The 17,759-nt window shown below is 71.6% G+C and carries 15 protein-coding genes; 10 read left to right on the top strand and 5 right to left on the bottom strand.

Going from position 1 to position 17,759, the window contains the following annotated elements; translation table 11 throughout:
- Positions 1-93: 93 nt before the first annotated feature.
- From dxr to ACFSKW_RS49530, 6 genes are all read left to right on the top strand, one after another.
- Positions 94-1,290, top strand: coding sequence for a 1-deoxy-D-xylulose-5-phosphate reductoisomerase (gene dxr, locus ACFSKW_RS49555; protein WP_379581900.1), 1,197 nt, complete (start codon positions 94-96; stop codon positions 1,288-1,290).
- 35 nt (positions 1,291-1,325) lie between these two features.
- On the top strand, positions 1,326-2,492 hold the full coding sequence (gene ispG, locus ACFSKW_RS49550) for a flavodoxin-dependent (E)-4-hydroxy-3-methylbut-2-enyl-diphosphate synthase (RefSeq protein WP_379581898.1): 1,167 nt from the start codon (positions 1,326-1,328) through the stop codon (positions 2,490-2,492).
- 447 nt (positions 2,493-2,939) lie between these two features.
- Positions 2,940-4,361, top strand: coding sequence for an MFS transporter (locus tag ACFSKW_RS49545; protein ID WP_379581896.1), 1,422 nt, complete (start codon positions 2,940-2,942; stop codon positions 4,359-4,361).
- 106 nt (positions 4,362-4,467) lie between these two features.
- Positions 4,468-6,066 carry an alpha/beta hydrolase gene (locus tag ACFSKW_RS49540; RefSeq protein ID WP_379581990.1) on the top strand — a complete coding sequence of 533 codons (1,599 nt, stop codon included), beginning with the start codon at positions 4,468-4,470 and terminating at the stop codon, positions 6,064-6,066.
- Between the two features lie 51 nt (positions 6,067-6,117).
- On the top strand, positions 6,118-6,960 hold the full coding sequence (locus ACFSKW_RS49535) for a GNAT family N-acetyltransferase (protein WP_379581988.1): 843 nt from the start codon (positions 6,118-6,120) through the stop codon (positions 6,958-6,960).
- Between the two features lie 32 nt (positions 6,961-6,992).
- Positions 6,993-7,811 (top strand): NAD(P)H-binding protein, encoded by an 819-nt coding sequence (locus ACFSKW_RS49530; RefSeq protein ID WP_379581894.1) that lies wholly within the window; start codon positions 6,993-6,995, stop codon positions 7,809-7,811.
- A 45-nt stretch (positions 7,812-7,856) separates the two neighbouring features.
- On the opposite strand, the gene ACFSKW_RS49525 is transcribed toward ACFSKW_RS49530, so the two are convergent.
- Positions 7,857-8,549: a DUF4097 family beta strand repeat-containing protein gene (locus ACFSKW_RS49525; RefSeq protein ID WP_379581892.1), complete on the bottom strand. Its 693-nt coding sequence runs from the start codon at positions 8,547-8,549 to the stop codon at positions 7,857-7,859.
- 188 nt (positions 8,550-8,737) lie between these two features.
- Here ACFSKW_RS49525 and ACFSKW_RS49520 point away from each other — a divergent pair, with 188 nt between their 5' ends.
- Positions 8,738-9,739 carry an NADP-dependent oxidoreductase gene (locus ACFSKW_RS49520; RefSeq protein WP_379581890.1) on the top strand — a complete coding sequence of 334 codons (1,002 nt, stop codon included), beginning with the start codon at positions 8,738-8,740 and terminating at the stop codon, positions 9,737-9,739.
- Between the two features lie 102 nt (positions 9,740-9,841).
- Here the strand turns inward: ACFSKW_RS49520 and ACFSKW_RS49515 are convergent, their stop codons facing one another.
- From ACFSKW_RS49515 to ACFSKW_RS49500, 4 genes are all read right to left on the bottom strand, one after another.
- A complete protein-coding gene (locus tag ACFSKW_RS49515) occupies positions 9,842-11,191 on the bottom strand; it encodes an NAD(P)/FAD-dependent oxidoreductase (RefSeq protein WP_379581888.1) in 1,350 nt (449 codons plus the stop codon).
- A gap of 420 nt (positions 11,192-11,611) precedes the next feature.
- The gene (locus ACFSKW_RS49510) at positions 11,612-13,891 is read right to left on the bottom strand and encodes an ATP-binding cassette domain-containing protein (protein WP_379581886.1); all 2,280 of its coding nucleotides are present in this window, start codon (positions 13,889-13,891) and stop codon (positions 11,612-11,614) included.
- Complete coding sequence (locus tag ACFSKW_RS49505) at positions 13,888-14,709, bottom strand: ABC transporter permease (protein ID WP_379581884.1); 822 nt, start codon at positions 14,707-14,709, stop codon at positions 13,888-13,890. The genes ACFSKW_RS49510 and ACFSKW_RS49505 overlap by 4 nt, the downstream gene beginning before the upstream one ends.
- Positions 14,706-15,500, bottom strand: coding sequence for an ABC transporter ATP-binding protein (locus ACFSKW_RS49500; protein ID WP_379581882.1), 795 nt, complete (start codon positions 15,498-15,500; stop codon positions 14,706-14,708). Before ACFSKW_RS49500 ends, ACFSKW_RS49505 begins: the two co-directional genes overlap by 4 nt.
- 75 nt (positions 15,501-15,575) lie before the next feature.
- On the opposite strand from ACFSKW_RS49500, the gene ACFSKW_RS49495 reads away from it, so the two are divergent.
- From ACFSKW_RS49495 to ACFSKW_RS49485, 3 genes are all read left to right on the top strand, one after another.
- The gene (locus tag ACFSKW_RS49495; protein WP_379581880.1) at positions 15,576-16,325 is read left to right on the top strand and encodes a TetR/AcrR family transcriptional regulator; all 750 of its coding nucleotides are present in this window, start codon (positions 15,576-15,578) and stop codon (positions 16,323-16,325) included.
- 471 nt (positions 16,326-16,796) lie between these two features.
- A complete protein-coding gene (locus ACFSKW_RS49490) occupies positions 16,797-17,144 on the top strand; it encodes a VOC family protein (protein WP_379581878.1) in 348 nt (115 codons plus the stop codon).
- Positions 17,145-17,229: 85 nt separating this feature from the next.
- Entirely contained in the window at positions 17,230-17,634 is a 405-nt protein-coding gene (locus tag ACFSKW_RS49485) for a protein-tyrosine phosphatase family protein (RefSeq protein WP_379581986.1), read from the top strand.
- The last annotated feature ends 125 nt before the right edge of the window (positions 17,635-17,759 follow it).

Below are 17,759 nucleotides of genomic sequence, written 5' to 3'. Positions count from 1 at the left end.
ATATCCAGATTTCTCAAGATTTGCGTAGACGGATATAGCGTTATTCGGACATTTATTTACATGAATTCACCTGGTTAACAGGAGTTGCGGCGCATGCGGAACAATGGGCCCGTGGACTCAGACCTCTCCCGCTCCGTGACCGTGCTCGGATCGACAGGATCCATCGGCACCCAGGCCCTCGACGTCATCGACCGCAACCCCGGGCGGTTCCGCGTCACCGCGCTCGCCGCGGGAGGAGGGCGGCTCGACCTGCTCGCCAGTCAGGCCGTCGCCACGGGCGCCAAGGTCGTCGCGGTCGCCGACGCGGCGGCCGTACCCGCTCTCAGGCGGGAACTGCCGGGGGTCGCCGTTCTCGGCGGGCCCGAAGGGGTCGCCGAGGTGGCGGCCATGGAGTCCGACATCGTGCTCAACGGGATCACCGGCGCGCTGGGCCTGACGTCCACGCTGGCCGCCCTGGAGGCGGGGCGCACGCTCGCCCTGGCCAACAAGGAGTCGCTGATCATCGGAGGGCCGCTGGTGAAGCGGCTGGCCAAGCCAGGGCAGATCATCCCCGTCGACTCCGAGCACTCGGCGCTGCAGCAGAGCCTGTGGGCCGCGGCGCCGCCGGGCAGCGGCTACGACCCCGAGATGGTCAGCAGGCTCGTCGTCACGGCCAGCGGAGGTCCGTTCCGCGGGCGCAGGCGCTCGGAGCTCGCCGACGTCACGCCCGAGATGGCGATGGCGCATCCCACCTGGTCGATGGGGCCCGTCATCACCATCAACTCGGCCACCCTGGTCAACAAGGGCCTGGAGGTGATCGAGGCGCACCTGCTCTTCGACATCGGCTTCGACAGGATCGAGGTCGTCGTCCACCCGCAGTCGATCATCCACTCCATGGTGGAGTTCGTCGACGGCTCCACGATCGCCCAGGCCAGCCCGCCCGACATGCGGCTGCCGATCGCGCTCGCGCTGGGCCACCCAGGACGCGTCGCGGGGGCCGCCTCCGCCGTCGACTGGACGAGGGCGCACACCTGGACCTTCGAGCCGCTCGACGACGAGGCCTTCCCCTCGGTCGCGCTCGCCAGGCACGTCGGCACCGAAGGCGGCACCGCCCCCGCCGTCTACAACGCCGCCAACGAGGTGTGCGTCGAGGCTTTCCAGCAAGGCAGACTTCCCTTCCTGGGGATCGTCGACACTGTGGCGAAGGTCGTCGAACAGCACGTCACAACTCCGGCCGAATCGATCGAAGAGGTTCTCGCCGCTGACGCATGGGCGCGTCATGCCGCCAAAGGGATGTTCTCAACCACGTAACCGGACGGTCCCTATCGCTGCCTAGACTGGGGGACGTGACTTCCGTAGCACTGGGCATCCCTTCGGTCCGTCCCAAGCCGCTGGCCGAGCGGCGCCACTCCCGCCAGATCATGGTCGGCACCGTGCCGGTAGGAGGCGACGCGCCGGTCTCGGTCCAGTCGATGACCACCACGGTCACGGCCGACATCAACGCGACGCTGCAGCAGATCGCCGAGCTGACAGCCTCCGGCTGCCAGATCGTCCGCGTCGCCGTGCCGTCGCAGGACGACGCCGACGCTCTGCCGATCATCGCCAAGAAGTCGCAGATCCCCGTCATCGCCGACATCCACTTCCAGCCGAAGTACGTCTTCGCCGCCATCGAGGCGGGCTGCGCGGCCGTCCGCGTCAACCCCGGCAACATCAAGAAGTTCGACGACAAGGTGGGCGAGATCGCGCGGGCCGCCAAGGACCACGGCGTGCCGATCCGCATCGGCGTCAACGCGGGCTCCCTCGACCCCCGGCTGCTGCAGAAGTACGGCAAGGCCACGCCCGAGGCGCTGGTGGAGTCGGCGCTGTGGGAGTGCTCGCTGTTCGAGGAGCACGACTTCCGCGACATCAAGATCTCGGTCAAGCACAACGACCCCGTCGTGATGATCAACGCCTACCGGCAGCTCGCCATGCAGTGCGACTACCCGCTGCACCTCGGCGTCACCGAGGCGGGCCCCGCCTTCCAGGGCACGATCAAGTCCGCCGTGGCGTTCGGCGCTCTGCTGGCCGAGGGCATCGGCGACACCATCCGCGTCTCGCTGTCCGCTCCTCCCGTCGAGGAGGTCAAGGTCGGCGCCCAGATCCTGGAGTCGCTCGGGCTGCGCGAGCGAGGCCTGGAGATCGTCTCCTGCCCGTCGTGCGGGCGCGCCCAGGTCGACGTCTACACCCTCGCCGAGCAGGTCCAGGCCGGGCTCGAGGGCATGAAGGTGCCGCTGCGCGTCGCGGTCATGGGCTGCGTCGTCAACGGGCCTGGCGAGGCGCGCGAGGCGGACCTCGGGGTCGCCTCCGGCAACGGCAAGGGGCAGATCTTCGTGAAGGGCGAGGTCATCAAGACCGTCCCCGAGTCCCAGATCGTCGAGACGCTGATCGAGGAGGCGCTGCGCATCGCCGACAAGATGGGCGTGGACGTCGATCTCGACGACGAGGACGCCGGCGTCCAGGTCACCGTCGGCTGATCTCCCTAGCGAGAAGCGAGAGGCCACGAGACCTTGACCGGCGACCGCCCGCATGCCCCGCGGGCGGTCCGGTCGCACGGCTCGGCAGGACCGCGACCGCCCGCGTCGGCCCGTGGGGTTCTCAGGGGACCCGCGAACGCCAGTCCGTGACGCCGGCACGGCCCGGCGGGCTCCCGGCATCCCCTGCGCCACGGTCCTCGACCGTTGAAGTCGGGGGCGTGCTCCCATCCGCCGGGCGGGCCGGCCGGGCGCGTGGTTCGGGTCGGCCGAAAGGGTTTTGACGATCGCCCGCCTGTACCGATAGAGATAGACCGTGCCCATCTCGGACAGAGTCCGCCGCCTCTAGCGGCGGCGCCCTCCCTTTCCTGAGCCGCCGCATCAGCATGTCAGTTCGCCGGTGCGGCCATCACCGCTGCCCGGCTCCATGATCGACCTGCGGAGCGCGCGGTGCGCAAAACTCTTCTCATCGTTCTTCTGTCCTTCCTCACCATCCCCTTGACGATCACCGGCGCGTCGGTCGCGCTGCCGGGGATCAGGGCCGAGCTGGGCGCGAGCCTGGCCGCGACCCAATGGGTGGTCAACGGCTACAACGCCTGCTTCGCCGCCTTCCTGGTGTTCGCGGGCTCGCTGACGGACGTCCTCGGCCGGCGGCGCGTCTTCGCCTGCGGCGTCGCGCTGTTCTGCGCGAGCAGCCTGGCCGGCGCCCTTGCCGGTGACATCCTCGTCCTCAACGTCGTGCGCGCCCTCGGCGGCATCGGCGCCGCCGCGGCGACGACGGGCGGCTCGTCGATACTGGCCGCCGCCTTCGACGGCCAGGCGAGGAGCCGCGCCTTCGGCCTGCTCGGCGCGGTGCTCGGCGCCGGGCTCGCCTTCGGCCCCACCGCAGGCGGCCTGCTGGTGGACTGGCTCGGCTGGCGGGCGGTGTTCGCCGTGCCCGCGGTGATCTCCGCCGTCGTCCTGTCGCTGGTCGGCGCGCTGCCCAGGCTCAGGGGCGGCGAGGGCCGTACCGTCGACTGGCGAGGAGCGGTGCTCTTCACCACGTCGCTGCTGCTGTTGATCTTCGCGCTGGACGAGGGGCCCGCCCTGGGGTTCGGCAGCCCGCTCGTCCTCGGTGCCCTCGTGGCGGCTGTGGCGTTCGGCTTCGTGTTCGTCGTCGTGGAACGGCGCTCCGCCGACCCGATGGTCGAGCTCGACCTGCTGGCCGACCGGCGTTTCGTGGCGTTCGCCGTGGCCGCGGGCGCGCTCATGGGCATCCTGGTGCCGCTGGTGGTCTACCTGCCGTCGTACCTGATCTCCGTCGTCGGCATGGGACCAGGGCAGGCGGGACTGTGGCTGCTCATGCTCACCGTGCCCGCCGTGGTGCTGCCCCCGGCCGGCGCGGCGCTTGCGAGGGTGCGACCCGTGGCGACCGCAGCGGGTTCGGTGGCGATCAGCGGCGTGGGGGCGCTGCTGATGGTCACCGTGGGACCGGGCAGCGCCCCGCTGGGGATGCTGGCACCGTTCGCCCTGGTAGGGGTCGGCGTCGGGCTGTCGAACGGCGTGCTGGACGGCCTGGCGATCGCCGGCGTGCCGCAGGAACGGGTCGGCGCGGCGGCCGGCCTGTTCAACACCGCGCGGCTGGTGACGGAGACCGTCGTGCTCGCGGGCGTCGGCGCGATGCTGGCGGCGCTCAGCGGAGGACGGCTGGACGGCCCGAGCTTCACCGTCGCGCTCCACGCGGCATGCGTCGCGCTCGCCTGCCTCGCCGCCGTGGCGACGCTGTCCGTGATCACCCTGGCCGGCACGAGGAGAGCGGACGGCGGGAACGGCCCCGTGCCCGGCAGGGATCCGGACCGTACGGAGAGCAAGGAGAGCGTTACAGATTGGTAATCAATTCCGGATACGCTGCGTGTGCCCGCTGTCGCTCACGGCATCATCGGCTCGTCCTATGGAGCAGAGGGAGTGCAGCCGGGTGAAGCGGGTTGTCGGGATTGGTGTGGTATTGGCGCTGCTGACCGCCGGAGTCGGTGGCGCCGCGGACGCCCAGACGAGGGTAATCGGCGGCGAGGTGGTCTGGGGGCCGTGCGGGAAGCAGCCCTCGGTCGCCGACCAGGTGCTCGGCGGCCTGGGGCTCATCGAACAGGTGGCCGACACACCCGAGCAGCCGGGCGTCGAGTGCGGCGAGGTCAGGGTGCCGCTCGACTACCACGATCCGTACGGCCAGCACATCACGGTGGCGCTCAACAGGATCAAGGGCACGGTCTCCCGCGACGCCAACCACCTCGGCGTGCTGCTGGTCAACCCGGGAGGGCCCGGCGCGTCGGGGCAGGAGATGGCCAAGTACGTCGCCGCGGCGCTGCCTCCGCAGCTGGCCTCCCGCTACGACGTCATCGGCTTCGACCCGCGGGGGGTCGGCAAGAGCGAGCCTGCGCTGCGCTGCGTGGACCCGGCCCGCTTCTACGCCGCGCCCCGCCCCGACCAGGTGCCGAGCGGACCGGCCGCCGAGCAGGTGCTGATCGGCAGGGCCCAGGAGTACGCCGCCCGCTGCGGCAACCTGTGGGCCTGGATGCTGCCGCACCTGACCACCGAGAACGCCGCCCGCGACCTCGACCGCATCAGGGCCGCGCTGGGCGAGCAGCGCATCAGCTACCTCGGCTACTCCTACGGCACCTACCTCGGCGCCGTGTACGCCACGCTGTTCCCCGGCAGGGTCAAGCGCATGGTCTTCGACAGCTCGGTCGACCCCACCGGCATCTGGTACCAGGCCAACCTCGCCCAGAACAGGTCCTTCGAGCGCCGCCATCGCGACTTCCTCGCCTGGACGGCCAAGAACAACGCCGTCTACGGGCTCGGCCGCACACCGAAGCAGACCGCCTTCGCCTACGCCTCCATGCGCCAGCGGCTGGGCGCCAGGCCGGCGGGTGGCCTGGTCGGGCCGAGCGAGCTGGACGACCTGTTCACCGTCGGCGGCTACTCCAACGCGATCTGGCCCCAACTGGCCGGGGTCTGGTCGCGTTACGTCCAGCGGGGAGACGTGCAGGGCCTGGTCGACGCCTGGCGCCAGCACGCCGCGAACGACGCCGAGCAGGAGAACAGCTACGCGGTCTACCTCGGCGTGCAGTGTCGCGACGCCGCATGGCCGCGCGACTGGTCCACGTGGCACGCCGACATGACCAGTTCGCACCGCGTCGCCCCCTTCCTGACCTGGCCGAACGCTTGGTACAACGCGCCGTGCGCGTTCTGGTCCGAGCCGGGGGGCACCCCGGTCACCGTCAAGGCGGATCCGTCGCTGCCGCCGATCCTGATGCTCCAGTCGCGGCGTGACGCCGCCACGCCGTACGAGGGAGCGTTGAACCTGCGGCAGCGCTTCCCCAGCGCCCGCATGGTCGTCGAGCCCGGAGGCAACCACGGGACGTCGCTGGTCGGCAACCCTTGCGTCGACCGGCACCTGGTCCGCTACCTGAATGACGGGACGGTGCCGCCGGCCGACACCCTCTGCGAGGGCACGCCGCCGCCGGTCGCCGCTCCGCGGATGGCCGCGCCGGAGGGCCCGCGCGACCCTCGCCGAATGCCGGAGCTGCTCGGCGCCCGATAGATGGCGTGGTTCCTGTCAAAAGGGGGCAGGTCGCGTAGGCTGGCCGGTGTGATGCTGCGTACATCGGCGTCGCGCGTGCTCGACGACAGCGACAGGGACGAAGTGCTCGCACTTCTTGACACCGATCCTGTCGCCAACGTCTTCGTCGCCTCCAGGGTCAGGAGCGTCGGGTTGCACCCGACGCGCCTGGGCGGGCAGATGTGGGGATTCGGGCCGCGTGGCGCGCTCACCTCGCTCTGCTACGCGGGAGCCAACCTGGTGCCGGTCAACGCCGGTCCCGAGGCCGTGCATGCCTTCGCCGACCGCGCGCGCAAGCAGGGGCGCAGGTGCTCGTCGATCGTCGGGCCCGCGACCGCTGTCGAGCTGCTGTGGGAGCGGCTCGAGCCGTACTGGGGGCGGGCAAGGGCGATCCGCTGGTCGCAGCCGGTGATGGCGACCTCGCAGAAGTCGCCGGTGCCCGCCGACCCGCTGGTACGGCGGGTACGCCCGGACGAGTTCGACATCCTGCTGCCCGCCTGCGTCGCGATGTTCACCGAGGAGGTGGGCGTCTCGCCGAACGGCGGAGACGGCGGCGCGCTCTACCGCACGCGGGTCGCCGAGCTGATCCGCATCGGCCGTTCCTACGCCCGCATCGAGGACGGCAAGGTCGTCTTCAAGGCCGAGATCGGCGCGGTCACCCCGCAGGCGTGCCAGGTCCAGGGCGTGTGGGTCGATCCCGCGCTGCGCGGTCACGGCCACGCGGTGGCGGGGATGGCGGCGGTGGTGGAGGCGGCGCTGTCCTGCTTCGCGCCGGTGGTCTCGCTGTACGTCAACGACTTCAACCACCCCGCGCGGGCCGTCTACCGGAAGGTCGGTTTCCGCGAGGTCGACACCTTCATGTCCGTCCTGTTCTAGGAGAAGCGTCCGCCTCTAGTAGAAAGGACGTCATGATCCTTGTCACTGGAGCCACGGGAAACGCGGGCGGCGCGGTCGTCAGGGCGCTCGCCGAGGCGGGAACGCCGGTCCGCGCGCTGGTCAGACGCGAGGCAGACCTGCCGGCCGAACTGGCGATGGGCGACCTCAACGACCCCGCTTCGGTGGCGGCGGCGCTCGGCGGCGTGCGCGGGGTGTTCCTGCTCAGCGGTTACGACCGCATGGAAGAGACGCTGGAGGAGATCCGCAAGGCGGGCGTCCCACGCGTGGTGCTGCTGTCGGCCAGCGCGGCGGAGACCGGCAACCGTGACAACGCCGTCTCCCGCTACCACATCGAGTCTGAGGAACTGGTCCGCGCCTCGGGCGTGGCGTGGACGATCCTGCGGCCGCGCACCTTCTTCGCCAACACCCTGCGCTGGCTCGACCAGCTCAAGGCGGGAGACGTGGTCAGGGACGCCTTCCCCGACGTACGCGTGGCGGCCGTCGACCCGCTCGACATCGGCGCCGTCGCCGCCACGGCCCTCGTCGCCGACGGGCACGAGGGCCAGGTGTACCCGATCACGGGGCCCGAGTCGCTGCTCCCGGCCGACCGGCTGCGCATGCTCGGGCAGGCGCTCGGACGCGACCTGACCTTCGTTGGCCTGTCCGACGAGGAGGCGCGCGCTCAGATGAGCGCGGCGATGCCGGAGATGTACGTCGACGCGTTCTTCGACTTCTTCGCCGCGGGCAACCTGGACGAGTCGGCCGTTCTGCCGACGGTCGAGCAGGTGACGGGCCGCCCGCCGCGCCCGTTCGCCGAGTGGGCCGCCGCCAACGCCCACCTGTTCCGCTAGCCGGCGCCTCCCGCGTCGGAGCGCCGGAGGCGAGGACGGCGGGAGCTAGGAAGCGGTGACCTCGAGGTCGCCCGAGTCGCTGGACATGTCGATCACGCGAGAGGCCGAGGTGTCGGCCTTCGCGCCGATCTTCTTGCTCCCCGAGTCCGTCTCGGTCGTGATGTTGTACGGCCCCTGCGGCACACGCACCTCGGTCTGGCCGGAGTCCGTCCTCGTCTTGACCCTGTCGGGCTGCCCGGCGAACACGAGCGTCAGGTCGCCCGAGTCGCTCTCGGCCGTCACCCGCTTGGCCGTCAGGTCCCTGGCCTCGATCCTGCCCGAGTCGCTCTCCGCCTCGACCTCGCCGGACAGCGCGCGCAGCGTCACCTCGCCGGAGTCGGATCCGGCCCTGATCCTCAGCCCCCGCGGCACCTCGACCTCGTAGCCGACGTCGCAGCTGGCCAGCCCCACCGAGGGCGGGCAGGTGAAGGTCAGCACCAGCGTGTCGCCCTGCACCACGTGAGTGGGCTTGGGCTTGTTCTTCCGCCATGTCAGGGTCTCCGTCACGTGGATGCCCTGACGGTCGGACTCGGTGACCACGATGGCACCCGAGTCCCCCTCGATCTTGACGCCCGCCACCTTGTCGGTGACCTCGTAGGAGGCCGTGTCGCGCTCCTCGGCGCCCGCGACGCCACAGCCCGTCAGCAGCACTCCGAGCCCCAGCAGGCCCGCCATCACGATCGTCTTCTTCGTCTTCACGGTGCTTACACTCCTACACGCCCGGGGGAGCGCCTTCAGGGACGTCCCTGAAACCACCCCTGAGAGCGAAGGCATGATCCCGGAGGGGTGTTCCCGTCCTGACCCCCAGCCGACCCCCAGCGGACCGCCAGCCGATCGTGCGCGCCCTGCCGCACTGTGGTGCCCATCCACGAACGAGGAGAGACACCGTGATCGCAAACCGTGAGATCCGCCTGGCCGCCCGCCCCGTCGGCGAGCCGGCGCTCTCGAACTTCTCCCTGGCGGCCACCGAGGTCCCCGACCTGGCCGAGGGACAGATCCTGGTCCGCAACACCTGGATGTCGGTGGACCCGTACATGCGCGGGCGGATGGACGACGTCGAGTCCTACATCCCGCCCTTCGAGCTCGACGCCCCCATGGACGGCTCAGCGGTGGGCGAGGTGGTCGCCTCCCGCTCCGCCGGCATCGCCGTGGGCGCGACGGTCGCGCACTTCGCGGGCTGGAGGGAGTACGCGGTGGTGGAGGCCGCGGCCGCGACCGTGGTCGACACCGCTCTGGCGCCCGCCGAAGCCTACCTGGGCGCGCTCGGCACCACAGGCCTGACCGCGTATGCGGCGCTGACCGAGGTGGCACCCGTACGGCAGGGCGACGTCGTCTTCGTCTCGGCAGCGGCCGGAGCCGTCGGCAGCGTCGCGGGCCAGCTCGCCCGCAAGCTGGGCGCCGCCAAGGTGATCGGCTCGGCCGGCGGGCCGTTGAAGGCCAAGAGAGTGGTGGAGGAGTTCGGCTTCGACGCCGCCATCGACTACAGGGAGGGCTCGCTGGCGGCGCGGCTGGCAGAGGCCGCGCCCGACGGCGTCGACGTGTACGTCGACAACGTCGGCGGCGACCACCTGGTGGCCGCCATCGACGCCCTGCGCCACGGCGGCAGGATCGCCATGGTGGGCGCGATCAGCGCCGCCAACGCCACCGCGCCCATCCCAGGGCCGGCCAACCTGTTCTCGCTCGCGCACAAGGACGCGACGTTGCGCGGCATGCTGGTCAACTCCTACTTCCACCTGTTCCCCGAGTGGATCGGCAAGGCGGCGGGATGGCTGGCCGACGGCTCCCTGCACACCAAGCTGACCGTGGTCGACGGCATCGAGCACGCCCCCGCCGCCTTCCTCGACCTCATGCGCGGCGGCAACGTGGGCAAGATGCTGGTCCGGCTCTGAGCGGGCCGACGCGTGATCGCCCCGGCCCCGTCGTTCGTCGTACGGCACGCCGCCCGCTCGTCCCTCGGCGCGCCGCCCGCTGGGCGCCGGTACGGCGGGCGATCACCTGCCGGGCCTCCTGAAGGGGAGGTAGGGGCCCGGATGGCGCATCGTCAGAACGGTGCCCCTGGTGATGAACTCCTTGAAGAGCGCCGAGGCCCTGCCGGTGAGGACGGCGTCGCCGAGCGGACTGTCATCGGCCCGCGTGAACTGGGTGACGCCGTCTCGGCGGCCCAGGCTGATGTTCGTCCAGACGTAACGAATCCTGGCGGTCGCCGGATCCCGGCCCGCGACCAGGTCCGCGATCCCGTTCCCCGCGGACAGGCCCATCGGGATCCCGGTCTGGCACGACATCCGCGCCAGGCCGCCCGTGGCCGCGGCGGCCGCCGCGTCCCCCACGCCGAACACCTCGGGGTGCGACACCGACCGCAGCGTGTCGTCGACGATCATCCGCCCGCGCGCGTCGGTGGCCAGTCCCGCCTGCGCGGCCAGCCCGGGCACCGCGAAGCCCGCCGCCCACACCACGGCGTCGGCGGGAAGGCCCCTGCCGTCGTCGAGGACCAGCCCCTCGCCGGTGACCTCGCCGATCACGACCTGCTCGCGCACCTTGACGCCGAGCCGGTGGAAGGACCTGAACAGATGCAGACGGGCCCGTCCCGACAGGTTCGCGGCCACCCTGTCTCCCGTGACCAGCTCCACCTTCAGATTCCTGTGGGTCTCGGCCAGCTCGGCGGCCGCTTCGATCCCCGTCAGCCCGCCGCCCACCACGACGACCGTCGGTCCGCCCTCCGCCGCCGCCCGCAGCCTGTCACCGCCGTGCGCGAGCGCCGGGCTCGCCTCCCGCGGCAGCCCCACACCGCCGGACGCCACCGCCGGGTTCCCCGCTCGCGGTCGCGCGTCTCCGGCGACCGCCGGGCCACCCGTTTGCGGTCGCGCGTCTCCGGCGACCGCCGGGCCACCCGTTTGCGGTCGCGCGTCTCCGGCGGGCGCCGGGCTTCCCGTCAGTGCCGCCCGCAGGCGCAACGCCTCATCGGCGGTGGCGACGTTGAAGGCGTGCTCGCGGACGCCCGGGACGCCGTCCAGGTCCGCGCCGCTGCCGAGCGCGTAGACGAGCGTGTCGTAGCTCAGCTCGTACGGCGCCGCGTCGAGCCGTACGCGCCTGGTCGGCAGGTCGATGCCGGTCGCCCTGGCGATGACGAGCTCGACGCCCGTTCCCTCCAGCAGGGTGGCGAGGGGGAGGTTGGCCAAGGCCTGCCCGGCGGCGAGCTGGTGCAGGCGCACCCGTTCGACGAACCTGTCGGCCGCGTTGACCAGGGTCATTCGGGCGTCGGTGCCGCGCAACCGCCCGGCGGCTCGTTTGGCCGCGGCCAGGCCCGCGTAGCCGGCTCCCAGCACCACGATGCGGTGTGTCATGGTTCCTCCTTCTGAGTCACCATCTGAACCGGGCAGCGGCCCGATCCCTGACACCCGCCGCCCGTGACCCTGATCACACCTGCGCGGGGGCCACCTGCGCGGGGCGCCCACCTGCGCGGATGCGGGGCCCACCGATGACGCCCGCGCGAGGCGGTCCCATGGGGCGGGACGTCACCTCCTCCCGTCGGCGAGGCGGCGGCTCACGGTCAGGCGAACCCGGAGCGCGAGGGTGGCAGGTGTGCGGGTGCGGCGGCGCGTGGTCGGGTGCGCGGGGTGACGCAGGTGGATCGGTGGGTGAGGGCGGCGGGTCGTGGTCGTCACAGGCCAGCGGGCGGAGGCGGCGGGTCGTGGTCGTCACAGGTCGGTGGGTCGGTGGGTCGGTGGGTCGGTGGGTCGGTGGGTGGCGGTGGTGGGTCGTGGTCATGACAGGCCGGTGGATTCGAGGTGGTGGCGGAGGTGGCGAGCCGTGTGCGTGCTGGAGGTGGCGATCAGTTGCCGCGGGGTGCCTTCGAAGACGACGCGGCCGCCGTCGTGCCCCGCCTCGGGCCCGAGATCGATGATCCAGTCGGCGGCGCGGATGACGTCGAGGTCGTGTTCGATGACGACCACCGTGGCCCCGGAGTTCACCAGCCGGTCGAGGAGGCCGACGAGCCGCTCGATGTCCGCGATGTGCAGCCCGGTCGTGGGCTCGTCCAGGATGATCGTACGGCCCGGCGCGGCCAGCTCGGCGGCGAGCTTGAGCCGCTGCCGCTCGCCACCGGACAGGGAGCTGAGCGGCTGCCCCAGGGTGAGGTACCCGAGACCCACGTCGTCCAGGCGGTCGAGGGGTTCGAGGACGGGCTTCTGGGTGAAGAAGGCCCGCGCGTCGTCGACGCTCATCTCGAAGACGTCGGCGATCGAGCGGCCGTCGACCGTGTGCCGCCGGGCCTCGGGGGTGAAGCGCCTGCCCTCGCAGGTCTCGCAACGGGTGGTGACGCCCTCCATGAACGCCAGATCGGTGTAGATCAGGCCGGTCCCCTCACAGGCGGGGCAGCCGCCGGTCGAGTTCGGGGTGAACAGGCCGACGGGCTGACCGGTCGCCTTCGCGAAGATCCGGCGGACGGAGTCCAGCACGCCGGTGAAGGTCGCCGCGTTGGACCTGCGCGAGCCGCGGATCGGCCGCTGGTCGATGACGACCGCGCCGGGCTCGACGGCGGGCAGGTGCCCCAGGATGAGGCTGCTCTTGCCCGACCCCGCCACGCCGGTCACCACGGTCATGACGTGGCGTGGGACGCGCACGGTGACGTCGCGAAGATTGTGGGTGGAGGCGTGCTCGATGAGCATCCACTCGGTGATGGGGCGCGGATCTCCCCGCTCGGTCCTGTCCGCCCTGAGCCCGGCCCCCGTAGGGGTGTCGGCCCGGCGGAGGGCTGCGTAGGTGCCCTCGAAGACGACGTGGCCGCCCGACGTTCCCGCGCCGGGTCCCATGTCGATGCAGTGGTCGGCGATGGCCATGACCGCGGGCGCGTGCTCGACCACGATCACCGTGTTGCCACGGTCGCGGAGGGCGAGCAGCATCTCGCCGAGGGTGTGCACGTCGCGCGGGTGCAGGCCGACCGTGGGTTCGTCGAAGACGTAGAGCATGTCGGTGAGGGCGCTGCCGAGGTGACGCACCATCTTGACACGCTGCGACTCGCCGCCTGAGAGCGTCGAGGTCGCGCGGTCGAGACTCAGGTAGCCCAGTCCGAGCGTGACCATGCGCCGCAGGTGCTCGCGGAGCACGCCGGCCAGCGGCGCGACCTCGGGGCGGTCGAAGGAGTCGATCGTCGCGAGAAGGTCGTCGACCTGCATCGCGTTGCAGTCGGCGATGGAGCGCCCGTCGATGAGGCTGGCGCGTGCTGGGTCCGCCAGCCGCGAGCCCGCGCAGTCGGGACAGCGCCGCCTGGCGACGATGCGCTCGAACGCCTCCCGCTGGGCGCCCTTGAACGACTCAGGCTCGCGCTGTAGGTAGACGCGGGTGAACCGGGGGAGCAGACCCTCGTAGGCGGAGCCGGCGGCGTCCATGCCCGCGGGCGGCTTCAGGGTGCCGGCGGGAGCGTGCAGGAGGATGTCGCGCTCTTCGGCGGTGTAGTCGCGGATCTTCTTGTCGGCGTCGAAGAAGCCCGAGCGCGCGTAGGCCCTCCACATCCACTGTCCCGGTGCGAAGGGCGGGAACGTGATCGCGCCCTCGGCGAGCGAACGGTCCTCGTCGACGAGTTCGGTCACGACGACCGTGGCGGCCACGCCCAGTCCCTGGCAGTTCGGGCACATGCCCGCCGGGTCGTTGAAGCTGTAGGCGTTGGAGTACCCGGCAGAGGGCTTGCCGAGTCTGGAGAACAGCAGTCGCAGGCGCGCTCCGATGTCGGTCGCGGTGCCGACGGTGGAGCGCGGGCCGCCCGAGAGACGCTTCTGGTCGACGATGATCACCGCGGACAGGTTCTCCAGGTGATCGACGTCCGGCTGCCCGTAGCTGGGCAGCCGGCCCTGCGCGAAGGCCGAGAACGTCTCGTTGAGCTGCCGCCCCGACTCCGCCGCGAGCGTGTCGAAGACCAGGGACGACTTGCCCGAGCCCGAAACCCCGGTGACGACGCTCAACTTGCGCTTGGGGATGTCGACGTCGACGTTCTGAAGGGAGTTCTCACGCGCGCCGCGGATGCGGATCACCTGGTCGAGGCCGGTCATCGGCCCAGGCCCTTGAATGCCAGGATCGCCAGGGGCGCGAAGACCAGGGTGAGCAACAGCGGACCGGCAGCCGCGGTGAGGAGCGCGTGCTCCGCGGCCCAGGTCAGCCCTCCCTGGTGGACGCCGGCAAAGAGCTCCCTGACGGCGGTGGCGGTCGCCGAGAGCGGGTTCCATTCGGCGATCGCGCCGAGCCAGCCCGGCATCGTGGACGGCTTGACGAACACGGTCGACAGGAACCCGATCGGCCAGGCCAGGAGCTGGGCGGCGCTCACGGCCTCGGGGGAGCCGGCCGTCAGGCCCGCCCAGACGCCGAACCACAGGAGCCCGAAGCGCAGCCAGAGCAGCAGGCCGTACGCCGCGAGAGCGGGCAGGAGCCCGTTCTCCCACCGCCAGCCGAGGGCCAGGCCCGCGAGGGTGACCACGACGAGCTCCACGACCGAGGTCAGCAGGTCGGCGAGGACGCGGCCGAGCAGCACCGATCCAGGCGAGATGGGCAGCGAGCGGAACCGGTCGGTGACCGTCCTCGCCGCGTCGGTCGTGACCGCGGTCATGGTCGTCTCGACGCCGAACAGCATCGTGAACGCGAGGACGCCGGGGATGACGTAGAGGATGTAGTCGCCCGAGCTTCCCGCGATCGCGCCGCCGAGCAGGCCGCCCATCATGAGAATGACGAGCACGGGGAACAGCAACTGGATCGCGAACGTCACGGGCCTGGCCCGCCAGTGCCGTACGGTGCGCCCGGTGAGGATGGCCGCCTCCCGCCACAGCCGCGTCCGCCCGGTCGCTCGTGTGGGTTCCGCAAGGGAGATGGTGGTCATGAGGCGGGGGCTCCTGCCGGTCGGGTGGCGTGCAGATGGAGGTAGACGTCCTCGAGGGTCGGCCGGCGCAGCTCCCAGCGCGGCTCGCCCACGAGGCTCTTGAGGTCTTCCTGCGTTCCCTGCGCGATGACCGCGCCCTCCCGGAGGATCACCACGTCGTCGGCCAGCTCGTCGGCCTCCTCGAGGTACTGGGTGGTCAGCAGGACGGTGGTGCCCGCGTCGGCGAGGACGCGTACCGAGGCCCAGAGGTCGTGCCGCGCCTGCGGGTCGAGCCCCGTGGTCGGCTCGTCGATGAACAGGACCGCCGGCGTGGTGATGAGGGACGTCGCCAGGTCGAGCCGCCGGCGCATCCCACCGGAGAACGTGCCCACGGCTCGCCTTCCCACCTCGGTCAGCCCCGCCGTCTCGAGCAGCTCGCTCGCGCGGACGCGGGCGCGGTGGCGGTTCAGGCCCGCCAGCCTGCCGAACAGCTCGAGGTTCTCCCTTGCGCTCAGGAGCTCGTCGAGCGCCGCGTACTGGCCCACGAGCCCGATCGACGCGCGCACCTGCGTCGCCTGGCCGACCACGTCCCACCCGGCGACGCGGACCGTGCCCTCGTCCGCCCTGGTCAGCGTGGTCAGGATCCTGACCATCGTGGTCTTGCCCGCGCCGTTGCCGCCGAGCAGCGCGCAGACCCTGCCTGCCTGCACCGTGAGGTCCACGCCGTCCAGCGCGGGGCGCGCGTTGCCCGCGAAGCGCTTGCGGACCCCTCGGGCGACGATCGGCGCCTGTTGCGCCGGTCCGGTGTCCATGTCCATTGCACCCTCCCATCTGCTCAACCGTGTGGCGGACAATGTATAGTACAACGTAAACTAAGGGAGTTGAGGATGGCGAAGCGGGCGGAGCGGCCGGGAGACCCGGTCAAGCTGGTCGGGCTGCTGTGGAAGCCCACCGAGATGGTGAGCCGATCGGGGCTCACGCTGAGGCGGATCACGGACGCGGCGGTCGCCCTGGCCGACAGGGAGGGGCTCGACGCGCTCACCCTGCGCAGGGTGGCCGGTGACCTCGGCGTCAGCGCGATGGCGCTCTACCCGTACATCGCCGGGCGGTCCGAGCTCATCGAGGTCATGCTCGACGCCGTCGCCGCCGAGGTCCACAGCTCGCCGCCGGCGGGGCCATGGCGTGCCAGGGCCGAGCGGATCGCCCAGGCCAACTGGGACCACCACATGGCCCACCCGTGGACGGTGGAGGTCGCGCCCGGCCGCCCTGTTCCGGGACCGGGCGTGTCGGGCAAGTACGAGGTGGAGCTCGCCGCGCTCGACGGCGTGGGCCTGAGCGACCTCGACATGGACAGGGTGCTCACGGCGATCCTCGGACTGGTCTCCAGCGCCGCGCGCGGGACGCTCTCGCTCCGGCGGATCAGGGAGGAGAGCTCGCTGACCGACCTCCAGTGGTGGGAGACCGTCGGGCCGTCCCTGGGTGCCGCGATGGCGGGCACCTCCTACCCCGTCGCGCAACGGGTCTCGACGAGTCTCGGCGAGGCGACGGGGCTGGCGACCGACCCGGAGGGCGCGTTCCGCTTCGGCCTCGAGATGCTTCTCGACGGCCTGTCCCGCCGTATCGACTCCGGTGCCTAGATCCCTCGACATGACGCCGGGCCGCCTCCACCCGCCCTGCTCCCGCCCTCGCCCCCCGCCCGCCCTGCTCCCGCCCTCGCCTCCACCCGCTCCTGCCCTCGCCTCCACCTCCGCCCTCGCCTTTACCTCCGCCCTCGCCTTTACCTCCGCCCTCGCCTCCACCTCCACCTGCGCCTTGGCCCGCCTTCGTCCCCTCCCTCGCCTCCGCCTCCGCCGGGAGCCGGGGGCGAGCCAGGCGACCAGGTCGAGGCGGCGGGATGCTCGCGGGGCCGGACCGGGCCGGATCGGGCGGGTGGTCGCAAGACCGTGGCGGGAGGGGGCGGTCACGGTGACCGGGCGGGGCCGGGTGGGCGGTCATGGCGACCGGGCGGGGCAGGTGGCCATAGGGCTCGGGTAGCGGAAGGCGGTCAGGCCCCTGGATGACGTGCTTCTAGGAGAATCAATGCGATCTCGCCTGCAAAGGAGTCGCCGATGACCATTCGTCGTGTCGTGCCCAACATCAGCTCCGAGGCCGTCCAGGAGAGCAGGGACTTCTACACCCTCCTGGGTTTCGAGGAGGTGATGAACCACGGCTGGATCATCACCCTCGCCTCGCCCACCCAGCCCACGGCGCAGATCAGTGTCATGACCGCCGATCGGACCGCCCCCGTCAACCCCGACCTGAGCGTCGAGGTGGACGACGTGGACGCGGCCTACGAGGCGGTGCTCAAGAGCGGCGCGGAGATCGTGCACCCGCTGCGGGACGAGGACTGGGGCGTGCGCAGGTTCTTCGTCCGCGACCCCAACGGGCGCGTGATCAACGTCCTGGGACACCGCTAGAGCCCGCAGACGCCCGGTTCCCGATCATGCGCGGGTACGGCGCGGGGGCTACGCTCGCCGGGTGAACTCAACCTGGGATCCCACGATGACCGGCGTGCTACGGCTGCCCTCGGGCAGGCTCGTTCGCGGCAGGGGACTGCGCCGTCCCCTCCCGGAAGGGCCGGAGCCCGGCTTCGCGCTCTACCTGCTGGGTCACGAACCGCCCCCTACCGCATGGGAGGCACGCTGGCTGCGCTGGCCGGACTTCTGGCTGCCCTCCGACCGCGTCTCCGCCGGTGACGCGCTGCGCGAGGCATGGGCGCGTGCCGAGACCGAGCGGGTCGAGGTCGCCTGCGGCGGCGGGCAAGGACGAACGGGTACCGCGCTGGCCTGCCTCGCCGTCCTCGACGGGGTGCCCAACCGGGAGGCGGTCGCCTACGTCAGGGAGCACTATTCGGCCCGCGCCGTGGAGACACCCTGGCAGCGCCGCTTCGTCGCCCGCTTCCAGTAGGGCCGCCTCAAACAGGGCCGCCTCAAGCAGGGCCACTTCAAGCAGGGCCACTTCAAGCAGGGCCACTTCAAGCAGGGCCACCTCCAGCAGGGCCGCCTCAAGCAGAGCCATCTCCAGCAGGATCG

It is taken from the genome of Nonomuraea mangrovi, assembly GCF_042681425.1.
Lineage (GTDB): Bacteria > Actinomycetota > Actinomycetes > Streptosporangiales > Streptosporangiaceae > Nonomuraea > Nonomuraea mangrovi.
This window is presented reverse-complemented; position numbering and strand designations above follow the sequence as displayed.